This is a genomic window from Cupriavidus sp. DF5525, assembly GCF_040149425.2.
In the GTDB taxonomy this organism is placed as follows: Bacteria; Pseudomonadota; Gammaproteobacteria; order Burkholderiales; family Burkholderiaceae; genus Cupriavidus; species Cupriavidus pickettii_A.
On the sequence record NZ_CP168265.1, the window covers coordinates 85,669 to 103,890 of the forward strand.

Annotated in this window: 20 protein-coding genes; 6 read left to right on the forward strand and 14 right to left on the reverse strand. The window is 69.3% G+C overall.

Features of this window, described 5'->3' with window-relative positions; genetic code table 11:
• The first annotated feature begins 1 nt into the window (after position 1).
• The gene (locus ABNX08_RS00405) at positions 2–952 is read left to right on the forward strand and encodes a DUF979 domain-containing protein (protein ID WP_022533189.1); all 951 of its coding nucleotides are present in this window, start codon (positions 2–4) and stop codon (positions 950–952) included.
• A 16-nt stretch (positions 953–968) separates the two neighbouring features.
• Positions 969–1,619, forward strand: coding sequence for a pyroglutamyl-peptidase I (pcp, locus tag ABNX08_RS00410; RefSeq protein WP_022533190.1), 651 nt, complete (start codon positions 969–971; stop codon positions 1,617–1,619).
• Positions 1,620–1,634: 15 nt separating this feature from the next.
• On the opposite strand, the gene ABNX08_RS00415 is transcribed toward pcp, so the two are convergent.
• The 5 genes from ABNX08_RS00415 to ABNX08_RS00435 form a co-directional block, all read right to left on the reverse strand.
• Complete coding sequence (locus tag ABNX08_RS00415) at positions 1,635–2,897, reverse strand: VanZ family protein (RefSeq protein WP_022533191.1); 1,263 nt, start codon at positions 2,895–2,897, stop codon at positions 1,635–1,637.
• Between the two features lie 22 nt (positions 2,898–2,919).
• Complete coding sequence (locus ABNX08_RS00420) at positions 2,920–3,543, reverse strand: ABC-type transport auxiliary lipoprotein family protein (protein WP_041680916.1); 624 nt, start codon at positions 3,541–3,543, stop codon at positions 2,920–2,922.
• 71 nt (positions 3,544–3,614) lie between these two features.
• Positions 3,615–4,556, reverse strand: a complete 942-nt coding sequence (locus tag ABNX08_RS00425) for an MlaD family protein (protein WP_022533193.1) — start codon at positions 4,554–4,556, stop codon at positions 3,615–3,617.
• A complete protein-coding gene (locus ABNX08_RS00430) occupies positions 4,553–5,437 on the reverse strand; it encodes an ABC transporter ATP-binding protein (protein WP_022533194.1) in 885 nt (294 codons plus the stop codon). The genes ABNX08_RS00425 and ABNX08_RS00430 overlap by 4 nt, the downstream gene beginning before the upstream one ends.
• Positions 5,434–6,570 (reverse strand): ABC transporter permease, encoded by a 1,137-nt coding sequence (locus ABNX08_RS00435; RefSeq protein ID WP_349605234.1) that lies wholly within the window; start codon positions 6,568–6,570, stop codon positions 5,434–5,436. The genes ABNX08_RS00430 and ABNX08_RS00435 overlap by 4 nt, the downstream gene beginning before the upstream one ends.
• A gap of 182 nt (positions 6,571–6,752) precedes the next feature.
• Between ABNX08_RS00435 and ABNX08_RS00440 the strand changes: the two genes are divergently transcribed.
• From ABNX08_RS00440 to ABNX08_RS00450, 3 genes are all read left to right on the forward strand, one after another.
• A complete protein-coding gene (locus ABNX08_RS00440; RefSeq protein ID WP_022533196.1) occupies positions 6,753–7,643 on the forward strand; it encodes a biotin--[acetyl-CoA-carboxylase] ligase in 891 nt (296 codons plus the stop codon).
• Positions 7,640–8,470 (forward strand): type III pantothenate kinase, encoded by an 831-nt coding sequence (locus ABNX08_RS00445; protein ID WP_022533197.1) that lies wholly within the window; start codon positions 7,640–7,642, stop codon positions 8,468–8,470. The genes ABNX08_RS00440 and ABNX08_RS00445 overlap by 4 nt, the downstream gene beginning before the upstream one ends.
• Positions 8,471–8,537: 67 nt before the next feature.
• A complete protein-coding gene (locus ABNX08_RS00450) occupies positions 8,538–9,254 on the forward strand; it encodes an SPOR domain-containing protein (protein ID WP_022533198.1) in 717 nt (238 codons plus the stop codon).
• Between the two features lie 16 nt (positions 9,255–9,270).
• Here ABNX08_RS00450 and rfaE2 read toward each other — a convergent pair whose 3' ends face one another.
• The 9 genes from rfaE2 to ABNX08_RS00495 all read right to left on the reverse strand — a co-directional run bounded on the left by rfaE2 (position 9,271) and on the right by ABNX08_RS00495 (position 17,029).
• The gene (gene rfaE2 / locus ABNX08_RS00455; RefSeq protein WP_022533199.1) at positions 9,271–9,765 is read right to left on the reverse strand and encodes a D-glycero-beta-D-manno-heptose 1-phosphate adenylyltransferase; all 495 of its coding nucleotides are present in this window, start codon (positions 9,763–9,765) and stop codon (positions 9,271–9,273) included.
• A gap of 101 nt (positions 9,766–9,866) precedes the next feature.
• A complete protein-coding gene (locus ABNX08_RS00460; RefSeq protein WP_022533200.1) occupies positions 9,867–10,208 on the reverse strand; it encodes a hypothetical protein in 342 nt (113 codons plus the stop codon).
• Positions 10,166–10,459, reverse strand: coding sequence for a hypothetical protein (locus ABNX08_RS00465; RefSeq protein ID WP_022533201.1), 294 nt, complete (start codon positions 10,457–10,459; stop codon positions 10,166–10,168). The genes ABNX08_RS00460 and ABNX08_RS00465 overlap by 43 nt, the downstream gene beginning before the upstream one ends.
• A gap of 373 nt (positions 10,460–10,832) precedes the next feature.
• Complete coding sequence (locus ABNX08_RS00470; RefSeq protein WP_022533202.1) at positions 10,833–11,690, reverse strand: ferritin; 858 nt, start codon at positions 11,688–11,690, stop codon at positions 10,833–10,835.
• Positions 11,691–11,882: 192 nt separating this feature from the next.
• Positions 11,883–13,145 carry a patatin-like phospholipase family protein gene (locus ABNX08_RS00475; protein ID WP_022533203.1) on the reverse strand — a complete coding sequence of 421 codons (1,263 nt, stop codon included), beginning with the start codon at positions 13,143–13,145 and terminating at the stop codon, positions 11,883–11,885.
• Positions 13,146–13,189: 44 nt separating this feature from the next.
• On the reverse strand, positions 13,190–13,987 hold the full coding sequence (locus ABNX08_RS00480; protein WP_022533204.1) for a PhaM family polyhydroxyalkanoate granule multifunctional regulatory protein: 798 nt from the start codon (positions 13,985–13,987) through the stop codon (positions 13,190–13,192).
• A 66-nt stretch (positions 13,988–14,053) separates the two neighbouring features.
• Positions 14,054–14,893 (reverse strand): enoyl-CoA hydratase/isomerase family protein, encoded by an 840-nt coding sequence (locus tag ABNX08_RS00485; RefSeq protein WP_022533205.1) that lies wholly within the window; start codon positions 14,891–14,893, stop codon positions 14,054–14,056.
• Between the two features lie 123 nt (positions 14,894–15,016).
• Positions 15,017–15,997 carry a fumarylacetoacetate hydrolase family protein gene (locus tag ABNX08_RS00490; protein ID WP_022533206.1) on the reverse strand — a complete coding sequence of 327 codons (981 nt, stop codon included), beginning with the start codon at positions 15,995–15,997 and terminating at the stop codon, positions 15,017–15,019.
• Positions 15,998–16,072: 75 nt separating this feature from the next.
• Entirely contained in the window at positions 16,073–17,029 is a 957-nt protein-coding gene (locus tag ABNX08_RS00495; protein WP_041681201.1) for a tripartite tricarboxylate transporter substrate binding protein, read from the reverse strand.
• Between the two features lie 253 nt (positions 17,030–17,282).
• On the opposite strand from ABNX08_RS00495, the gene ABNX08_RS00500 reads away from it, so the two are divergent.
• Entirely contained in the window at positions 17,283–18,110 is an 828-nt protein-coding gene (locus tag ABNX08_RS00500) for an IclR family transcriptional regulator (protein WP_022533208.1), read from the forward strand.
• Positions 18,111–18,222: the final 112 nt, after the last annotated feature.

Below are 18,222 nucleotides of genomic sequence, written 5' to 3' on the forward strand. Positions count from 1 at the left end.
CATGATCGTTTCCATCGAATATCTCTACTGGCTCGCCGGCCTGGTGCTGGCCATCACCGCGCTGATGACCTTCGCGGATCGCACGCATCCGCGCCGCCTCAGCACCGGCCTGTTCTGGCTGCTGTATGCGATCGTGTTCCTGATCGGCGACCGGTTGCCGCCCGCGGCAGTGGGCATCGGTGCTGTGGTGATGGCGCTGATCGCCGGCTTCGGCGGCGTCGGCCACGGCAAGCATGACAGCCTGCCAGAAGAAGAACGCCGCGCCAGTGCGAAACGCCTCGGCAACAAGCTGTTCATCCCGGCGCTGCTGATTCCGCTGGTGACCGTGATCGGCACGATGCTGTTCAAGGACGTCAAGCTGGCCGGCGTGCCGCTGCTCGATCCCAAGAACGTGACCTTTGTCTCGCTCGGCATCGGCTGCCTGATCTCGCTGGGGGTGGTGTGCTGGCTGACGCGCGACACCGTGGCGCAGGGCGTGCGCGAATCCCGCCGGCTGACCGAGTCGCTTGGCTGGGCGCTGGTGCTGCCGCAGATGCTGGCGATGCTGGGCCTGGTGTTTGCCGACGCGGGCGTGGGCAAGGCCGTGGCGCACCTGTCCACCGCCTACATCAACATGGACTACAAGCTGGTCGCGGTGGCGGTCTACTGCGTGGGCATGGCGCTGTTCACGGTGATCATGGGCAACGGCTTCGCGGCCTTCCCGGTGATGACCGGCGGCGTGGGCGTGCCCATCCTGGTCGGCATGTTCGGTGCCAACCCGGCGGTGATGGCGGCGATCGGCATGTTCTCGGGCTATTGCGGTACGCTGATGACGCCGATGGCGGCCAACTTCAATATCGTGCCGGCCGCGCTGCTGGAGCTGGACGACAAGAACGCCGTGATCCGCGCCCAGGTGCCGAGCGCGCTCGCCATCCTCGTCGCCAATATCGTGCTGCTGTACTTCCTGATGTAACCGCGGAGCCCTTGCCATGCATACCGTGCTTCTGACCGGCTTCGAGCCGTTCGAGAACGAACCGATCAATCCGTCCTGGGAGGCGGTGCGCGCGCTCGACGGCGAGCGCGTCGGCGATGCCGTGATCGTGGCGCGCCAGCTGCCGTGCGTGTTCGGCGCGGCGATCGACGCGATCGGCGAGCTGGTCGGCGCGCTGCAGCCGACGCTGGTGATCGCCGTCGGCCAGGCTGGCGGGCGCACGGAGATGTCGGTGGAGCGCGTGGCGATCAATGTCGACGATGCGCGCATCGCCGACAACGCCGGGGAGCAGCCGATCGATACGGCCATTGTCGAAGACGGCCCCGCTGCATACTTCTCGACGCTGCCGATCAAAGCCATGGTGCGCGACATGCGCGCCGCGGGCGTGCCGGCCTCGGTGTCGCAGACGGCGGGCACGTTCGTGTGCAACCATGTGTTCTACGGGCTGATGCACCGGCTGGCGCAGCACAAGCGCGGCGAGGTCCGTGGCGGCTTCATCCACATCCCCTATCTGCCCGAACAGGCCGCGCGCCATCCCGGCCAGCCGAGCCTGGCGCAGGAAACGCTGGTCAAGGGATTGCGCCAGGCCGTGGCGACGGCGCTGGCGACCCGCGCGGACGTACGCGAGCAGGGCGGCCAGTTGCACTAGCCTGCCCGGCCCTGGCTACTCCTGCGTACCGGCCGCGGCCGCCTCACGGCGCGCCGCGGCTTTTTTCATGGCATGCCGGCGCAGGCTGACCTGCTCGAAGCGCCAGATCACATAGCAGAACGCCAGGAACGGCCACAACCAGCCCAGCCATTGCGCCAGGCTGTTGAAGTGGACGAAGCGGCCCATGCGCCAGCCTTGCTCCGAAATCCACGCATACGGGTTGGACGGCAGCACGTTGGTCAGCACCACCAGCGTGAGCAGCGCCGCCATCGCCAGCACCGCGCGCAGCCAGCGCGGCAGGTACAGCAGCAGCGCCAGCACCAGCGAGCTGGTCAGCAGCGCGAAGCGGCCGCCTTCGGACAGCCAGACGAAGGCGCTTTCGGCCGGGAACTGCAGCTCGGCCACGGTGGCCTTGAGCAGCAGCGCCGCCGCCAGCAGGCCGGCCAGGATGCGCAGCGACGGTGCGCTGCGGCGCATGGCGATCGAGGCGAACAGCCCCGTGCCGACCCAGCTGCTGGCGGTTACCAGCGATTCCAGCAACTGCTGGCTCTGCATGTCCTCGGGCCGCAGTCCGATATGGTCCTGCCACGCCTCCAGCTGCGGGAACAGCATCTGCAGCACCTGCATCGGCCACGAATCCGGATCGGTCAGCCATTCGCGCACGATGCCGCCCATGCCGAACAGGTGCTCCTGCGGGAAGATCTGCGCAAACGGCCACAGCATCAGCAGGATGATGGCAAAGCTGGCGTGCGGCTCGAACCAGGCATGGCGCAGCCGCGTAAGGCGCCCGTCGTCGATCAGCGCGCGGGTGAAGGGCGCCACCACCGCGCCGCCCAGCAGCGCGCCCAGCGCATTGGTGATCAGGTCGATGTTGGACGAGATCCGGCTCGGCAGCCAGGTCTGGAACGCTTCCATGCACGCCGACAGCAGCGCGCCCGCCACCAGCGCCACCAGCGTGGCGCGCCCGCCCGACATGCGCGGATGCAACGCCAGCACCACCAGCGCGCCGAAGGGGAAATACCCCAGCACATTGGTCAGCAGGTCGAAGTCGGTGATATAGCGCGGCTTGGGCGCGGTCAGGAAGGCGAACGGCGAGATGCCGTTGTCGACCCAGCCCGAAAACGGGTACAGGCTTGCGTACACCACCAGCAGCGTGAAGCAAAGCAGCCCCACGCGGGCCAGCGGCGAATACTGTGGCCCGGCCGGTTCGGGTACGGACGTTGCCGCCGCAGGCAGCGGCGAGGGCGGCGCGGAGGGCGGCGGGGGAGCCGGCTCCATGGGCATATCTCCTTGCTTGTCTTTACTTTAGCTGCAGTGTGCCGGCCCAGTCGAGCACCGTGGCGATCACCGCGTCGCTGGCGTCAGCCAGCGCCTTGGCGCCGCCGGCACCATCGCCGCTGGGCGCGGGCCGGCGCACCTCGAAGGTCTGCTGGCCGATCATGCCGTGGTGGTACACCGTGGCGCGCAGCCGCACCACGCCCTGGCTGGTGGTGGCGCTGTCGAATACCTGCTCGAACTGGAGCAGGTCGACCTTGAGCGCCGGCACGCTGGTGTCGCCGGACCAGGTCAGCGCGCCGCGCGCCGCCACGGCTTCGCGCAGCCGCTCGTCGAACAGGCGCGTGGGCGACATCACCCAGCGCTGCGTGGCATAGGCCTGCAGCCGCTGCGCCTGCGCGTACCGCAGCCGGTAGTAGAGCGCGTTGCCTTCGAGCCAGTCGGGGCCGTCGGTCTGCGTCACGCGCAGTCTGGGCAGCGGCGCCGGGCCCGGGTTTGTCGCGGGGAGGGCAGCGGACGGACCCAGGTCATAGGTGATGGTGGGCGTGCCGCGCGACAGCGCGCAGCCCGACAGCACCAGCGCCGCGGCCACCAGCGCCAGCAGCGTGGCGGAGGCGGAGGCGGAGGCGCGGCGATGTTGGCGTGGCATCTCGGGGGCAGGGTTCACGGCGATGTCTCGGCGGTTGGCAGTTCTTTGGTCTGGACAGGAGGGCGCCGTCATCAGGGCGTGCTGAAGCCCGGCTCGCCCGGCCCCGGCGTCGGCGTCGGCACGCCGAACAGCACGCTGTTCGGGCTCTCGTTGAACTGGCCGGCGGCGCGCTCGAAGGTGCGCGCGGTCTGGCGCGCGTCACGGGCCAGGCCGTTGAGCTGCGGCAGCGTTTCCTGGCTGAAGGTGCCGGCCGCCGACTGCACCGAGGCGGACGCGCCCTGCAGGTCGCGCCCGACGCTGTCGACGGTGCGCATCACGGTGCCGTTCGGGTTGGCCAGCTCCTGCGTCAGGCGCCGGGTCGATTCCAGCGTGGCGTTCAGGTTCTCGGTGACTTTCGGCAGCCGGTTCGTGGCCGGCGCCAGCGAAGCCGAGAGCTGCGAGTAATCCTCGGCGGTCTTGCGCACCGAGCGGATCGCCGCCATCAGCTCGGCGCGGTTGGCGGTCTGGAACATGTCGTTGAGCGAGGACAGCAGCGTCTCGGCCTGGGTCAGCAGCGTGTCGCCGCGCTTCTCCAGCTCCTCGAAGAAGCCGGGGCGCATGGCGATGCGCGCCGGCGCCTTGGGCGAGGTGGCCAGCGGCGGCGAGGTCGCGGAGCCGTCGTGCGCGGCGGAGTCATCGAGCTGCACGTATGCGATCCCGGTCACGCCCTGGAAGCCCAGCGTGGCATAGGTGGTGCGCGTAATCGGCGTGTCCTTGTTGACGCTGATGCGCACAATGATCTGGCCTGGCACCTGCGGATCGAACTTGATCGATTCGACCTTGCCCACCGCCAGGCCACGGTACTTCACGTCCGCCTGCGGGCCCAGCCCGTTGACGGTGGAGCGGGTGATCAGGTCATACGGCACGCGCACCGCGTGGTCGCTGCTGAACCAGAAGATCGCGAACATGACCAGCACGGCCAGGCCGATCGTGAACACGCCCGCGAGGAATGCGTTTGACTTGTTTTCCATCATGCTTCTCCAGAGGGCGCCGCATCCGGCCGCGCGGGGTGTGCGGACTGCGCGGACTGCCCTGGCTGCTGCAGCGCCTGCAGGGCGCGCTGGGCACGCTCGCCCAGGAAATACTCGCGGATGAAGGGGTGGTCCACCTTCACCACTTCGGGGATCGGCGCCGCGGCCACCAGCTTGTGGTCGGCCAGCACTGCGACGCGGTCGGACAGCGCCACCAGCGTGTCCAGGTCATGCGTAATCATCACCACCGTGAGGCCCAGTTCGCGGCGAAGTTCCCGGATCAGCGCGACATAATCGTCCGAGGCCATCGGGTCCAGCCCCGCGGTGGGCTCGTCCAGGAACAGCAGCTCGGGCTCCAGCGCCAGTGCGCGCGCCAGCGCCACGCGCTTGATCATGCCGCCGGACAGGTCCGACGGCATCTTGTCCGCATCGCGCGCGGACAGGCCTACCAGCTGCAGCTTGAGCAGGGCCGCGCGGCAGATCAGGTTGTCGGGCAGCGCACGCAGCTCGCGCAGCGGCAGCGCGATATTGTCGATCACCGACAGCGCCGAGAACAGCGCGCCGCGCTGGAACTGCAGGCCCCAGCGGTTGCGCAGCGCCTGCAGCTGCGCCGCGTTCAGCCGGCGTGGCTCTTCGCCGAACACGCGGATGGTGCCCGAGGTGGGCCGCTCCAGCCCGACGATCTGGCGCAGGAGCACGGTCTTGCCGCTGCCCGAGCCGCCGACGATCGACAGCACCTCGTCGCGGTAGACGTCCAGGTCGATGCCGTCGTGCACCACGACCTTGCCGAAGCGCTTGACCAGGTTGCGCACCTCGATCACCGGCGTGGGCTTCGGTTGCGAGGCTTGCGAGGGGGCTTGCGAGGCGGGCGGCAAGGAACTCATATGCCCACGTCCTTGAACAGGATCGCAATCACCGCGTCGGCCAGGATCACGATGGTGATCGAGGTCACCACCGAGGCGGTCGTGCCTTCGCCCAGGCTCTGCGTGTTGGGCTTGATGCGCAGCCCGAAGTGGCACGCCGTCAGCGCGATCAGGATGCCGAACACCACGCCCTTGCCCAGCCCCAGCCACAGGTTGGCCACCGGCACCGCGTCGGGGAGTTCGCGCAGGAAGAAGGCGGCGCTGATGCCAAGCTGCATGCGCGCGGCCAGCATGCCGCCGGCCAGCGCCATCACGTCGGTCCACGCCACCAGCAGCGGCATGGCGACGGCCAGCGCGATCACGCGCGGCATGATCAGCCGGAAGCCGTGCGAGATGCCCATCACGCGCATCGCGTCGAGTTCCTCGGTCACGCGCATCACGCCGATCTGCGCGGTGATGGCCGAGCCCGAGCGCCCCGCGATCAGGATCGCCGCCAGCACCGGCCCCAGCTCGCGGATCACCGCCATGCCGAGGATGTTCACGATAAAGGTGCTGGCGCCGAAGGTGCGCAGCTGGTTGGCCGACAGGTACGACAGCACGATGCCGATCAGGAAGCCGACCAGCGCGGTGATGCCCAGCGCCTTGTAGCCCACGTTGTAGATATTGGCCGAGATTTCGCGCCACGGTCCGCGCTGCGGCATGCGCGCGAAGCGCAGCAGGTCGAAGGTGAGCTGGCCGAGCATGGTGATGCCACGGCCCAACTGCTCGCCGAACGACAGCACGTTCGCGCCGAACAGCGTGACCGGGTTGAAGCGGTCCACCATGTGCTTCTTCCAGCCTTCGTCCTGCACCGCGGCGATGCGCTCGAACACGCGGCGCTGGCCGTCGCTGGCATCGAGCTGCGACGGCAGCTTGCCATCCCACGCCTGCCACAGCAGCTGCCCGCCGATGTGGTCCAGCCGCTCCACTTCCGCGAGCGACCACTGGGCATGCTCCGGCGCCAGGGCCAGTTCGTGCAGTTGCGACCGCAACTGCCGCGCCTGGTGGCAGCCGGCCAGGGCGAGCGCGGTCCAGTCGCCACGCAGCTGTACGCTGACGGTTCCGTCCCCGCGGGTGATCTGGAAATCTGGCGTCGTCTGGCGTTCCAAGGGCAAGGGATGTGATGACCGAGTCCCGATTCTAAGCCACCCGCCCCACTGGCGCGACCGCGGGCATGCCGCCGCCCTGCCCGGGCACGCCGCACGGCTACAATGCGGCATCCGTGGCCGGCGCCCGCGCTTGCCTGTGCGCTATACGATCCCCGTCGATCCCAGTCCTCTTGCTCCCTTTATCCCGCATGCCCGCCGATCCTGCCAGCCCGTCCAATCCGTCCGCCCAGTCCGCCCAGTCCGCCCTCTCCTGGCGCATCGATGCCGACGCCCTGCGCGCCGCGCTCTCGCCCGCGCTGCGCGATTGGACGCTGGAACTGGTGGAGAAAACCGGCTCGACCAATGCCGACCTGACCACCACCTGCCGCCAGATGCCCTGGTCCGACGCCGGCCGGCTGCGCCTGGCCTACCGCCAGACCGCCGGGCGCGGGCGCCAGGGCCGGACCTGGCAGGGGCAGGCGGGCATGACCTTCTCGGTGGCGTTGCCGCTGGCGCTGGCACCGGCGCAACTCAGCGGCCTGAGCCTGGCCGTGGGCCTGGCGCTGGCCGAGGCGCTGGGCGATGTCGATGCGCGGCTGGGTGCGCGCGTCGGCCTGAAGTGGCCCAACGACCTGCAGATCGACGGCCGCAAGCTGGCCGGCATCCTGATCGAATCGGTGCCTGCGGGCCCGCAGCGGGTCTGGGCCGTGATCGGCATCGGCCTGAACCTGGTGCGCGACGCGCAGATGGAAGCGGCGCTCGGCCGCGAACTGGCGGGCGTGGCCGAGGCGCTGCCCGGCTTCGACGCCCAACGCGACGCGCCGCGCCTGCTGGCCGCGTTGCTGGAGCGGCTGGCGGTGATGCGCACGGACTTCCTCGCGCATGGCTTCGGGCCGATGGCGCGGCGCTGGTCCGCCGCCGATGCCTACCGCGACCAGCCGGTGCGGCTGCTGCACGACGGCCAGGTGATGGCCGAGGGCATGGCGCGCGGCGTCGACGAGGCCGGCCACCTGCTGCTGGAAACGCCGGCGGGGCTGGAGCGCATCGCCAGCGGCGAGCTGTCGCTGCGGCCTGCGCCGGGCCAGGGAGACGCCGCATGAGCACGCCGCGGCTGCTGATCGATATCGGCAACACCCGCCTGAAATGGGCGTGGTGCGAGCCGGATGCGCCGGTGCCGGCGACCGCGGGCCTGCCCACGCCATGGCAGCACGCCGGCGCGGTCACGCATGCCGACGACGGCGCACTGAAGACGCTCGCCGCCGGCCTGCGCGCGCTGCGCGGCAGTGGCCCGATGCCGGCGGTATGGATCGCCAACGTGGCCGGCCCGGTGATCGCGGCGGCCGTCGATGCGGCGCTGGTCGATGCCTTCGGCGCCTTGGCGCCGGTGCAATGGGTGCGCAGCGCCGCCGCGCACGGCAACCTCGCCAACGGCTACCGCGAGCCCACGCAACTCGGCGTGGACCGCTGGGTCGGCGCCATCGGCGCGCACCGCTGGCTGCCGCACGACACGCTGCTGGTGGTGACCGCGGGCACGGCCACCACGCTCGATATCGTCACGGTTTCAGCAGATGGTCGGGCGCGCTTCGAAGGCGGCCTGATCCTGCCCGGGCTGGCATTGATGCTCGGCACGCTGGCGCGCAACACCGCGCAGCTGCCGGCGCTGGACGTCGACGACGCCGGCACTGTGGCCGGCGCGAACCTGCGCTGGGCCGACAACACCCACGACGCGATTGCCGCCGGCTGCCTGGCGGCGCAGGCGGGCGCGATCGAGCGCACCTGGCGTGCGCTGGGCGAGCGCGGTCCCACGCGCTGCCTGCTCTCGGGCGGAGCGCGCGCCGCGTTGGAGGGCGCGCTCGCGGTGCCATGCGAGATGCACGATAATCTGGTGCTGCTCGGCCTGCATGCGATGGCATTGGCCGACGCGTAGGGCTACCTGCCATCTTTTTGCCCCAGCTGCCAGCTATCTCCCACCCGATTCATTCCGTCCCCGCCCCATGCTTGCCAACCTCCCACGCCCGCTGCGCATCGCGCTGCTGTTGCTGCTGCTCGCCAATGTCGCGCTGCTGGCGGCGGTGCTCGGGGTGTTCGGGGCGAACCCGCTGTCGGGCTGGTTTGAAACGCCGCGTGAGCCGCATCGGCTGGAGCAGCAGGTGCGCGGGGAGCGCATGCGGTTGCAGCCACCGGCCTCGGCGGCAGAGGCCGCGCCGCGCAGTGGGTTGCCCGCCACCACGGCAGGCACGGTGACCACGCTGGCCGCCGCCTGCATGGAAATCGGCGGCTTCAGCGCCCAGGCCGCGCGCCGCGCCGCCGACGACCTGGCCGCTGCCGCGCTGCTGGTGGAGGCGTTCGAACGCCAGGAACAGGTGCGCTGGTGGATCCACCTGCCGCCGCAGCCCACCCGCGAGAACGCCGAGCGCAAGCTCGCCGAACTGCGCCGGCGCAACGTGACGGAATACTCGCTGGTGACCGCCGGTGCGGCCGAGGCGGCCACCTACACGGTGTCGCTGGGCCTGTTCCGGGAGCGCGAGCGCGCCGAGCGCTACCTCGACACGCTGCGCGGCCACGGCGTGCGCACCGCCATGCTGACCGAGGCCGCGCGCCCGCTCACGCGCCAGTGGCTGCGCGTGCGCAATGCCGATGACGCCGCGCGCGCTCGGATCGAGGATATGCGCCAGCGCTATGGCGCCGAGGACGTGCTGGCCTGCTCCTGAGTCGCACGCAAGCGCGTCAGGCGCCCTGGCGCACCCTGGTCAGCAGCTTGGTGGTCGAGCGGTCGTGAAGGAAGGGGATGGCGTAGGCCTGGCCGCCCCAGCTGCGCACCAGCCGGGTTTCTTCCAGCGTGTCGATGTCGTAGTCGCCGCCCTTGACATAGATGTCGGGGCGTACCAGGCGGATCAGCTCGACAGGGGTCTGCTCGCGGAACAGCGCCACCAGGTCGATCGATTCCAGTGCGGCCAGTAGCGCCATGCGGTCCGACTCATGGTTGAGCGGGCGGTCATCGCCCTTGCCCAGCATCCTCACCGAGGCATCGCTGTTGACGCCCACCACCAGGCTCGCGCCCAGGGCGCGCGCCTGCGCCAGGTAGGTGGCATGGCCGCGGTGCAGGATGTCGAAGACACCGTTGGTGAACACCAGCGGGCGCGGCAGCGCGGCAATGCGCGCGGCCAGCGCGGCGGGGTCGTCGGAGGGCGTCAGCTTGGATTCGAAGGCGGGTACGGACATGGGTCAGGGTCGGAAGTTGAAGGCCGGCCCCGCAACGGGCCCGGCACGCTTGTCCGAGATGGTACCCCGTCTTGTGCCCGACACCGCTGCGGGTTTGCGGCCTAGCCCGCCAGCGGCAGCGCCATGGCCGCGTCATTGGCCGGCAGCGGCACGGTCGCAGCGGCAATGCCGCGCAAAACCGCCACCAGCGCCTGCCGCACGGCGTCGATGCATGTGGCCTGTGCGCGCCCGCTCAGGTAAAGCAGGCTGACGCTGGCCCACGCCGGGAAGCCCTCGGGCACGTCCGCCACGTAGGCCGCGCTGGCGCCTTCGATCCACGGCACGTTGAATTTCAGCACCGGCGTTACGCCACCGCGCGAGCGCCACAGGGCCACCTGAGCGTTCCATGACGGCGCCACGGTCAGCCTGACGCTGTCGGACACGCCCGCCAGGTAGCGCCGCACCGCGCTGTCGGCGTCGGCATCGTCGGCCGCAGGGTCCAGTGCTCGCGCACCTGCCCTGGGTGGTCGCCCGCGACGGAGAGCGGCGGCAGCCGGATCAGGCTGCGCTGGGCCATCATCACATGCTCGGCCATCACGCCGCCCGGGCCGGGCAGCCCGTCCACCGTGACGACGCAGTCGATCAGCCCCCTGGCCAGCGCCTGGCCGGCCTGGCCTCCGTTACCGATCACACCCCTGCCAAGCCGGCGGTGCAACGATGCTATCCGAATTGCGGGATATTACAAAATGAATTGATTTAATCTTTAATGGCGGATCATCAATGCATCGGCGCACGTCGAGATAATCATCGGCAGTGAATTAAGTATTTTATTTTCCGAATTAAATGTCCTGGAGGATCGCGCCCCCACTGGGTTTGCGGCTGATGTATCGGGAAGGCATCGCTGGGCGCTTAAACCGGTGATTGCGTAACCGAATACCTCCCGCGGTTGCGCGGCTTCTGCTACGGCCCCGGGTTTTCTGAAATCATCGGAAAAACAGGAAACGGGAAATGCGCTGGCGCCGCGCCAATGAAAAAGCCCCGCCGGAGCGGGGCTTTGCTGAATGCAGCCGTGGCCGCGCGGCCCAGGCTTACGCCGGCTGGGCGCCGCCAGCGCCGGGCAGGCGCGCATTCAGTTCCTTGCGGTAGCGGTTCAGGTCCTGCACCGTCTCGAAGGTGCGTTCGAACAGCAGCGACATGTTGTGCAGGATCCGCTCGATGACCTTCTTCTCCCAGCCTTCGTCGAAGCGGATCTGCTCGTCCAGCCAGTGCTCGAGCCAGTCCGGGTCCGGCAGGCGCGACTGCACCGTGTCGTTGGGGAACAGCGCCTTGTTCACGTGCAGGTTGGTCGGGTGCAGCGGCTTCTCGGTGCGGCGCGCCGAGGCCATCAGCACGCCGATCTTGGCGAAGGCGGCGCGCGCGTTGTCGCCGAACTGGGCCAGGTACTTCTTCATGTAGCGCAGGTAGGCGCCGCCGTGGCGGGCTTCGTCCTGCGACAGGGTGCGGTAGATATGCTTGATCACCGGTTCCGTGTGCCATTCGGCGGCGCGGCGGTACCAGTGGTTCAGGCGGATCTCGCCGCAGAAATGCAGCATCAGCGTTTCCAGCGGCGGGGCCGGGTCGAACTCGAAGCGCACGGCGTGCAGCTCTTCCTCGGTCGGCACCAGGTCCGGGCGGAAGCGGCGCAGGTACTCCATCAGCACCAGCGAGTGCTTCTGTTCCTCGAAGAACCAGATGCTCATGAACGCCGAAAAGTCGGAATCGTGGCGGTTGTCGCGCAGGAACATTTCGGTCGCGGGCAGGGCGGACCATTCCGTGATCGCGTTCATCCGGATGGTCCTGGCCTGGTCGTCCGTCAGCAGGCTGGCGTCAAAGGTATCCCAGGGGATGTCCTTGTCCATGTGCCAGCGGACGGCTTCCAACGATTTGAACAGTTCGGGGTAGAGCATGGTAAGCCTTTGAAATTACGGGCAGATTCTACCAGATGCGAATTATTCTCTTCTTCTTTTTTAGCCGGGATCGGGCCAAATGCAACGTTATTTGCGAGGTTTGGCGCAGCCGGCTGCATTTTGCGGCCGATCAGCGGCGCCCGGGCGTGCCAAGTGCCATTCACGCCGCCCCGTCTTTGTGACGCCGGGCACTCAAGGCGACAGCGCCCGCTCCGCCGCCAACGCCGGGGGCGCCGCGCCGGGCACGATGCCGAACAGGAACGCCGCCAGTTCGGCGGCCTGGGCCTCGGCGTCGCGTTCGCCCAGGGCCATCAGCGCCTGGGTGAACTCGGGCTCGAACAGCAGGTAGCTGGCAAAGGCTGCGCCGCGCGCCTCGGTGCCGCCCAGCGGCGCCAGCAGCGCGCGCACGGTGCGCGGCAGCTGCTTCTGGTGCTCGGCGGCAATGGCCTCGATCGGCTCGCTTGGGGAGATCGTCATCACCTGCACCGGGCGCCAGCCCTCGCGGTCGCCGGCCATTTCCGGCATGCGCGCGAGCAGCCGGTTGATATGCAGCAGCCGCTCCAGGTCGGCGTTGAGCCCGTCCAGGAAGATGCTGGCCAGCGCCTGGCCGCCCACCTGAGCCAGCGACGGGTAGCCGCCGGCCGGTACCGTGTCGAACCAGCCCGAGCGTTGGCGCGAGGCCGCGCCGATCGCCAGGATGCGCGACGCGCCCAGGTGGATCGCCGGTGACAGCGGCGACATCTGCCGCATGGTGCCGTCGCCGAACCACTCATGGTGGCCGTCGATCTCCAGCGGCGTGGCCGGGAACAGGAACGGGATCGATGCCGATGCCAGCAGGTGGTCGACCGTGATCTGCGCCGGCACGGCGATGCGCTGGCTGCGGTGCCACGGGTGGATGCGGTGGTGCGACTGGTAGAAGGTCACGTGGCGGCCGGTGCTGTACGACAGCGCTGTCACCGCGAACGCCTGCAGGGCCCCGCTGTCCAGGCTGGCCTGCACGCGCGCGGGCTCGAACAGCTCGCCCAGCATGCTGCCCAGCGGGGTGTTGTCGAAGAGCGCGCGCGGCGCGCGCCGCTGCGTGGCCCAGCCCAGCGCCAGCGTCGACAGCCAGCGTGCGCCCGACACGCCCACGCGCAGCACGTCGGTGCGGTAGACGTCGTCGGCATGGATGCTGTGCCACAGCGCGCCCAGGCTTTGCGTGGCGGCCTGGAAGTCGGCCGCGTGGATGGCCAGGCCGGCGCCGTTGATCGCGCCCGCCGAGGTGCCGGCGATGATGCCGAACGGCAGCGCCCCGTGCGCCTTGCCGTGGCGCGCGGCGATGCGCGCCAGCCCGCATAGCACGCCCGCCTGGTACGCGGCGCGGGCGCCGCCGCCCATCATGATCAGCGCGGTGGCAGCGGGGTTGGGTCCGGATTGCGGAGCAGGGCGGGGTCCCGACAAGGGGTCGCGGTGCATTGGGGGCTGGGCGAAGGGTGTGGTGGGGCCGCGCCGGCTGGGGGTCAGGAAGCGTTGCTGCCGCCGTTGGCGCCACTGTTGCCATTGCCGTTGCCATTCCCCGCGTTCTTGGCGGGCTTGGCCTTGGCCGCCTTACTGGCCGGCGCCTTCTTTGCAGCGGTTTTCTTTGCCGCCGGCTTGCCAGCGGGCTTGGCCGCCGCGGCCTTGCGCGGGGGGGCGTCTTTCGGCGTTACCGCGGGCGCTTGCGCAGGCGTGCCGGGGCCGGCCGCGCCAAAGCCGCTCATGCCGAACGGTGCAATGCTGGCCGCGGCGGCGCTGCTGGCGATATGGCTGAACTGTTGCTGCAGCATGTCCCACCACAGCCCCGCGTTGGGCGGCGCGGCGGGCTCCGCTTCGCCCGCCCCGGCCTGCGCGCCTGCAGCCTGGGCAGGCTCCTGCGCAGCGGCCTCGGCCTGCGGCTCGTTGTGACCCGTGGCGCCGGTATCGGCGCCGGACCGTTGCGGTGGCGTGGCGCTGGGCGCGTTGGCCGCGCGCGCGACGTTCTCCATCGCCGACTGCATGGCCTCCGGCGAGAGCGCGTTGCCGAAGGTCTGCAGCGCCACCAGCGTGGCGCGCTGCACCTCCAGGCCCTGGATGGTGGTGTGCAGCAGGTTGGTATTGAGCTGCAGCCAGCTCTCCACCGCCTTCAGGTCGGCGATGCGCTTGTCGAGCTCATCGAGGTCCATCGGCGGGGCCATCGCCTGCAACCCGGGCATCAGGCCGCCGGGCATGCCGGTACCGCTGCCCCACAACCGGCGCACAAAGTCGAAGCCGTTGGTGAAATCGGGAATCTGTCCGAACATGGTCGCGCGCTCCGTGTGCGACGCAGCCCAGGGCCGGCCAACAGTGGGCCGGCGGCTGCGTCGTCGTTATCTGAATTGTGGCGGCCGCTTCTGGCGCAGGCTCGCCATGCCTTCGTGCACGTCGGGGCCGGCAAAGCCCATGAATTCGAGCGCCAGCGAGGTATCGAAGGCGGGGCCGGCCATGCGCAGCCAGTTGTTGAGGGCGTACTTGGTCCAGCGGATCGCGGTCTGCGACCCGGCCGCCAGCCGGTTGGCGACCTCGAAAGCGCGCGCAACCAGTTCGTCCTCTTCCACCGCCAGCGAGACCAGGCCGATCCGCTCGGCCTCCTCGCCGCTGACCGACTCGCACAGCATCAGATAGTACTTGGCCTTGGCCATTCCGCACAGCAGCGGCCACACGATCGCGGCATGATCGCCCGCCGCCACACCCAGCCGGGTATGGCCGTCGACGATGCGCGCGGTCTTGGCGGCGATCGAGATATCGGCCAGCAGGCCCGCCACCAGCCCGGCGCCCACGGCCGGGCCGTGCATGGCCGAGACCACCGGCTTGTCGCAGTTGATGACGTTGTAGACCAGGTCGCGCGCCTCGTGCCACACGCGCGTGCGGGTCTCGAAGTCATTGGCCATGTCCTCCACCAGCGCCAGGTCGCCGCCGGCGGAAAAGCCCTTGCCCTCGCCGCGGATCAGCGCCACGCGCACCTCGGGATCGGCGGAGACGTCGCGCCAGATCTCGGCCAGCTCGCGGTGCATGTTGGCGTCCGCCGTGGCCAGCTTCTGGTTGGCCGACTGGGCGGCGCCCATGATGATTTCCAGGATGGGGCCGTGGCGGCGCAGCGTCAGCGCGCGATAGCGGGCGTAGCGTTCGGAGAGTTCAGCGGAAGGCGAGTCATTATTGGGGGCAGTCATGGGTGGCCTGTCAGGTGAGGGGCGTGGGCCGCGCCGGATGGATTGCGAATTTACCAACCGATCGGTCGGTTAATTATATGCGCATCCGGACGGGCGCGGCCTTGCCGACAGGCCGGGCGGCGTTCAGGCCGCCGCCACCAGCTGGTCGATCGCGCCGAACACCGAATGCCCCTGCGCATCGAACATCTCGATCTTGACCGCGTCGCCGAACTTCATGAATTCGGTCGACGGCTTGCCTTCGTCGATGGTCTCCAGCGTGCGCTTCTCGGCGATGCAGCAGTAGCCCTTCTTGCGGTCGACGTTGGAGATCGTGCCCGAGCCGACGATGCTGCCGGCGCGCACATTGCGCGTCTTGCAGATATGCGCGATCAGCTGGCCGAAGTCGAACACCATGTCGGTGCCGCAGTCGGGCTGGCCCACCTTCTTGCTGTTCCAGTGCACGGTCATCGGCAGGTGCAACTTGCGCTCGCGCCAGGCCTCGCCCAACTCGTCTGGCGTCACCGCCACCGGCGAGAACGCCGTGGCGGGCTTGCTCTGGAAGAAGCCGAAGCCCTTGCCCAGCTCGGCCGGGATCAGGTTGCGCAGCGAGACGTCATTGGCCAGCATCACCAGGCGGATGGCGTCGCCGGCCTGCCCGGGGCTGGCGCCCATCTTCACGTCGCCGGTGATCACGGCCACCTCGGCCTCGAAGTCGATGCCGAAGGCTTCGCTGGCGCAGACGATATCGTCCTGCGGCCCGAGGAAGTCGTCCGAGCCGCCCTGGTACATCAGCGGATCGGTCCAGAACTCAGGCGGCATCTCGGCGCCGCGCGCCTTGCGCACCAGCTCGACATGGTTGACGTAGGCGGAGCCGTCGGCCCACTGGTAGGCGCGCGGCAGCGGCGCCATGCAGTCCTTGGCGGCGAACGGGAAGGGGTGGCGCGCGCGGCCGGCGTTCAGTGCGTCGTACAGGTCCTGCAGCTGGGGTGCGTAGAAGTTCCAGTCGTCCAGCACGGTCTGCAGCTTGCCGGCGATATCGGTGGCGTAGTGGGCTTGCTTCAGGTCGCGCGACACGACCACCAGCTGGCCGTCGCGCGAACCGTCCTTCAGGGTTGCGAGTTTCATGAATGCGGTGCGGTAGAGATCGGGGGGGCGTCCGCGTGGCGGACACAACGCCCGCTAGTCTACCGTGGCCGACATTCAGTCCACCGTGATGCCCTTGGCCTTGATCAGCTTGCCCCAGCGGTCAGCCTCGGCGCGCGCATAGCTGGCGAATTCCTCGGGCGTGCTGTAGACCGCCTCGACGCCCACGCCTTCGAGCTTCTTCTGTACCTCGGGCGTCTTCAGCGCCTTGACCAGTTCGGCGTTCAGGCGTGTGACCACGGCCTTGGGCGTGCCGGCCGGGGCCACCATGCCCTGCCAGGCGTAGGCCTCGAAGCCGGCCACGCCGCCTTCGGCCACGGTGGGCACGCCGGGCAGGGCAGCGAGGCGCTTGGGCGTGGCCACGCCGAGCGCGCGCAGCTTGCCTGCCGTCACGTTCTGCTGGCCCGAGGCCAGGTCCAGGAACATCAGGTCGACCTGGCCCGCCAGAAGGTCCTGCACGGCCGGGGCGGCGCCCTTGTAGGGCACGTGCGTCATCTTGACCTTGGTCTGGTCCATGAACAGTTCCATCGCCAGGTGGTGCGGGCTGCCTGCGCCGGGCGAGGCGAAGTTGACCTTGCCCGGGTTCTTCTGCGCGTACTCGACCGCCTCTTTCAGCGTGCGCGCCGGGAACTTGGGATTGGCCACCAGCACCAGCGGGAAGCGCGCGAGCTGGCCGATGTAGACGAAATCCTTCTCCGGGTTGTACGGCAGCTTCTTGTACAGCGACGGGTTGGCGGCCAGCGTGGCGGTGTCGGCGGTCAGCACGGTGTAGCCGTCGGGCTTGGCGTGGGCGACGGCATCGGCGCCGACGATGGTGGCCGCGCCCGGGCGGTTGTCGATCACCACCTGCTTGCCCAGCCCCGGCGTGATTGCCTGGCCGATGGTACGCGCCACCACGTCGGTGCCGCCGCCTGCCGGGTAGGGCACGACCCAGCGGATCGGCTGCGCCGGCCAGTCGTCGGCGCGGGCAGGCGCGCTGGCGCCGGACAGGGCGCCGGCCGCGGCCAGGGCCATCAGCACGATGCGGGTGGAACGAAGCTGAAGCAAGGGACGCAGGGGGCGCATCGGTAGTCTCCGTGTTAAAAAGGGGCCCGGCTCGGCGGGGCATGCATGTGTACGCCGGCAAGGTCTGTTGCGAAGAAAGTCTACCGAGGACTTAAAAATTGGTAAATCGATTTCGCTATAGTAAATTTACCTAGGAATTTGCCCGGGGAACGCTCCTGGGAGCGGCCTTTCGGGCCCATCAACAAGCCAACCAATCCGCTGCATGTCCGAACTCGAAGAAGACGACGCAAAGCTGCGCTCCGGGATCCAGTCCATCGAGGTGGGCTTCAAGTTGTTGCAGGCGCTGGCGGCATCGCCGCGCGCGATGATGCTGCGCGACCTGGCCGCGGCCGCCGGCATGAACCCGGCCAAGGCGCACCGCTACCTGGTCAGCTTCATGCGGCTGGGCGCGGTGGCGCAGGACCCGGTCAGCGGGCGCTACGACCTGGGGCCGTTTGCGCTGCAGCTGGGGCTGGCGGGGCTGAACCGGCTCGACCCGGTCAAGAAGGCGCGCCCGATCCTGTCGCAGCTGCGCGACGAGATCGACCTGACCGCCGGCATCGCGGTCTGGGGCAACCACGGCCCCACCATCGTCCACTGGGAGGAATCCAGCCACCCGGTCACCGTCAGCCTGCGTCTGGGCGACGTGATGCCGATGCTGAACTCCGCCACCGGACGCCTGTACGGCGCCTACCTGCCGCGCAAGCAGACGCTGCCGCTGATTGAGCGCGAACTGGGCGCGCGCGGTAACGATGGCGTGCCGGACATGCCGCGCTCGCTGGCCGAATACGATGCGATCTGCACCGAGGTGCGCGCCCATGGTGCCGCGCGCACGCGGGGCGGGGTGCTGCCGGGCATCAACGCGTTTTCGATGCCGGTGTTCGATGCCAACGGCCATCTGGCGATGGGACTGATCGTATTGGGCGCGCAAAGCATATTCGATGCAGAATGGGGCGGTACGATGGATTGCCGCGTACGCGACATCGCCCAACAGCTCTCATCGGAACTCGGCTACCTTGGTGCCGCCCCTCCGGCCGGACAAACCGGCTAAACCCGACCCGCGCCCCCGCCTCCCCGCGCGGCCAGGCACGGATCCCCGCGTCTGGCGCCGGCGACGCTGGATCATCGTCATTGCGCTGGTGCTGCTGGTCCACCTGCTGGCC

Coding starts and splice junctions, on each gene's coding strand:
- ABNX08_RS00405 (WP_022533189.1), top strand. CDS start 2: ATGATCGTTTCCATCGAATATCTCTACTGGCTCGCCGGCCTGGTGCTG.
- pcp (WP_022533190.1), top strand. CDS start 969: ATGCATACCGTGCTTCTGACCGGCTTCGAGCCGTTCGAGAACGAACCG.
- ABNX08_RS00415 (WP_022533191.1), bottom strand. CDS start 2,897: ATGGAGCCGGCTCCCCCGCCGCCCTCCGCGCCGCCCTCGCCGCTGCCT.
- ABNX08_RS00420 (WP_041680916.1), bottom strand. CDS start 3,543: ATGCCACGCCAACATCGCCGCGCCTCCGCCTCCGCCTCCGCCACGCTG.
- ABNX08_RS00425 (WP_022533193.1), bottom strand. CDS start 4,556: ATGATGGAAAACAAGTCAAACGCATTCCTCGCGGGCGTGTTCACGATC.
- ABNX08_RS00430 (WP_022533194.1), bottom strand. CDS start 5,437: ATGAGTTCCTTGCCGCCCGCCTCGCAAGCCCCCTCGCAAGCCTCGCAA.
- ABNX08_RS00440 (WP_022533196.1), top strand. CDS start 6,753: ATGCCCGCCGATCCTGCCAGCCCGTCCAATCCGTCCGCCCAGTCCGCC.
- ABNX08_RS00445 (WP_022533197.1), top strand. CDS start 7,640: ATGAGCACGCCGCGGCTGCTGATCGATATCGGCAACACCCGCCTGAAA.
- ABNX08_RS00450 (WP_022533198.1), top strand. CDS start 8,538: ATGCTTGCCAACCTCCCACGCCCGCTGCGCATCGCGCTGCTGTTGCTG.
- rfaE2 (WP_022533199.1), bottom strand. CDS start 9,765: ATGTCCGTACCCGCCTTCGAATCCAAGCTGACGCCCTCCGACGACCCC.
- ABNX08_RS00470 (WP_022533202.1), bottom strand. CDS start 11,690: ATGCTCTACCCCGAACTGTTCAAATCGTTGGAAGCCGTCCGCTGGCAC.
- ABNX08_RS00475 (WP_022533203.1), bottom strand. CDS start 13,145: ATGCACCGCGACCCCTTGTCGGGACCCCGCCCTGCTCCGCAATCCGGA.
- ABNX08_RS00480 (WP_022533204.1), bottom strand. CDS start 13,987: ATGTTCGGACAGATTCCCGATTTCACCAACGGCTTCGACTTTGTGCGC.
- ABNX08_RS00485 (WP_022533205.1), bottom strand. CDS start 14,893: ATGACTGCCCCCAATAATGACTCGCCTTCCGCTGAACTCTCCGAACGC.
- ABNX08_RS00490 (WP_022533206.1), bottom strand. CDS start 15,997: ATGAAACTCGCAACCCTGAAGGACGGTTCGCGCGACGGCCAGCTGGTG.
- ABNX08_RS00495 (WP_041681201.1), bottom strand. CDS start 17,029: ATGGCCCTGGCCGCGGCCGGCGCCCTGTCCGGCGCCAGCGCGCCTGCC.
- ABNX08_RS00500 (WP_022533208.1), top strand. CDS start 17,283: ATGTCCGAACTCGAAGAAGACGACGCAAAGCTGCGCTCCGGGATCCAG.